Source organism: Ramlibacter sp. (assembly GCF_013697775.1).
Classification (GTDB): Bacteria; Pseudomonadota; Gammaproteobacteria; order Burkholderiales; family Burkholderiaceae_C; genus Ramlibacter.
In genome coordinates this window covers 1-2,205 of sequence record NZ_JACCWG010000159.1, presented here as the reverse complement: position 1 = coordinate 2,205, position 2,205 = coordinate 1, and the positions used below count along the sequence as shown (strand labels likewise).

General features: G+C 68.8%; 1 protein-coding gene. It reads left to right on the top strand.

The annotated features are described in order from the left end of the window. Positions 1-235: 235 nt before the first annotated feature. Positions 236-2,205, top strand: a 1,970-nt coding sequence (locus tag H0U68_RS07870) for a calcium-binding protein (RefSeq protein WP_296354326.1), incomplete at its 3' end; no start/stop codon positions are given.

The window sequence follows — 2,205 nt, the reverse complement described above, 5'->3', positions numbered from 1 at the left end:
GCCTGGTGCTCGACGGCGGCTGGTCCATGAAGAACGAGCGCGACGGCTACGTGCGGTACGTGCACGACGGTGCCGACGGGCATGCGGTGCTGCTGGTGGGCACGGCGGTGGCGGTGGAGATGCCGGCCGCGTAGGCACAGCAATTTGCGCCTACGGGATTTACGCAAAGCAACGGAAAGCCGTGCGCAGATGATGCGGCGGGCTTTCAAATGGTTGTTTTTTCCAGGGAGATACCATGAGCCACACACCAGCACCCACCGTCGGCGACGACGCCATCGGCGCCCATACCGGGCCCGAAGCGATCGACGCACTGGCGGGCAACGACACCATCAACGGTATCGGCGCCGGCGACACGATCTATGGCGGTGACGGCAACGACACGATGTACATCGGCGGAGGCGCCACGCTCGCTGGCGGCGCCGGCGACGACCGCTACCTCCGCATCTTGCCCCAACCCCGGGTGCCGGAACTCGACACCATCGTCGAGCAACCGGGCGGGGGCACAGACTGGATGGAGGTCAGCGGCTACGGCGGAACCGTCTTCATGCCGGACAACGTGGAAGGCCTGATCCTGGCGGCCACGTTGTTCTCTTCGCCTCCCACGCATGCCGTGGGCAACACGCTGGACAACGTGATGTACGCCAGCAACATGACCAACGACACCCTCGAGGGCGGTGCCGGCAACGACACCCTGAAGGGCGACTACTACGCCGGCTATCAGGGCAACAGCCCGTATCACGAAAACGCCGGCAGCGACGTCCTGCATGGCGGCGACGGCAACGACGTGCTCTGGGGCGACCAGGCCGGAATGGGTGTGTCCCTCGGCATCGCCAACGACACGCTCTACGGCGACGCCGGCAACGACACGCTGTACGGCGAGTCCGGCACCGACGCGCTGTATGGCGGCGCCGGCAACGACCGCCTCGATGGCGGCAGCGATAACGACTCTCTCTATGGCGGCAGCGGCAACGACACGCTGATCGGCGGCAACGGCAGCGACGACTACTACGAAGGCGGCGCCGGCGACGACGTGATCGAGCCAGGGACGGGCACGGACAACATGTCGTTCTACGCCGGCGACGGCCACGACATCGTCCGCGGGCTGCCGCCGGCCGACAGCGAATCGACGCAGCTCTCGATCGACTTCGCGCATTACTACGCGTTCACGGCGGGCGCGCCGGTCCGCGGCCTGCTCGCCAGCGAGGTCGCGTTCACGCGGTCCGGCGAGGATCTCGTGATGACGGTCAAGACGAACGGCGAATCGGTGACGGTGGAGGGTTGGTTCACGCCGGATGCGAACGGCCTCTACCCGCAGCTTCAACTGTCGCTCCTGGACGCCTACTGGTCCAACGCCGAGATCCTCGCGGCGGTGCAAGCGGACGGTGGCGATGGGGGAGGCGGTTCGCCGGGTACGACGGGCACCGAGGCGGCCGACACGCTGACCGGCACCGCCGGCCACGACGACCTGTGGGGGCGCGGCGGCGACGACCTGCTGCAAGGCGGGGATGGCAACGACTTCGTCAACGGCGAGCTGGGCAACGACACGCTGGTGGGCGGCACCGGCGACGACATGCTGATCGTGGACAGCACGGGCGACGTGGTGACCGAGCTGGCGGGCGAGGGCAATGACACCGTGCAGAGCTACATCGACTACACGCTGGGCGCCAACGTCGAGAACCTGATCCTCATCGGCGACATCGCGCGCACCGGCACCGGCAACGCGGCCGCCAACATGCTCACCGGAAACCTGCTGGCGAACCTGCTGGACGGCGGCCTGGGCGCGGACACGATCGACGGCGGCGGCGGAGCCGACACGCTACTGGGCGGACGCGGCGCCGACGTGCTGGTGGTGCGCAGCGGGCTGGAGCACGTGGACGGCGGTGCCGGCAGCGACGTGCTGCGCATCGACGCCGCGCTTGCCGCCTGGAACGTGGGCGCGCTTGCGAACGGCACGATCGCCGGCATCGAAACCATCGACCTGCGCAACGGCGCGGCCACGCAGCTGCGCCTGGACACCGACGCGGTGCTGGCCGGATCGCCCGACGGCACCTGGCGCATCCAAGGCGAGGCCGGCGACCGCCTGGTGCTCGACGGCGGCTGGTCCATGAAGAACGAGCGCGACGGCTACGTGCGGTACGTGCACGACGGTGCCGACGGGCATGCGGTGCTGCTGGTGGGCACGGCGGTGGCGGTGGAGATGCCGGC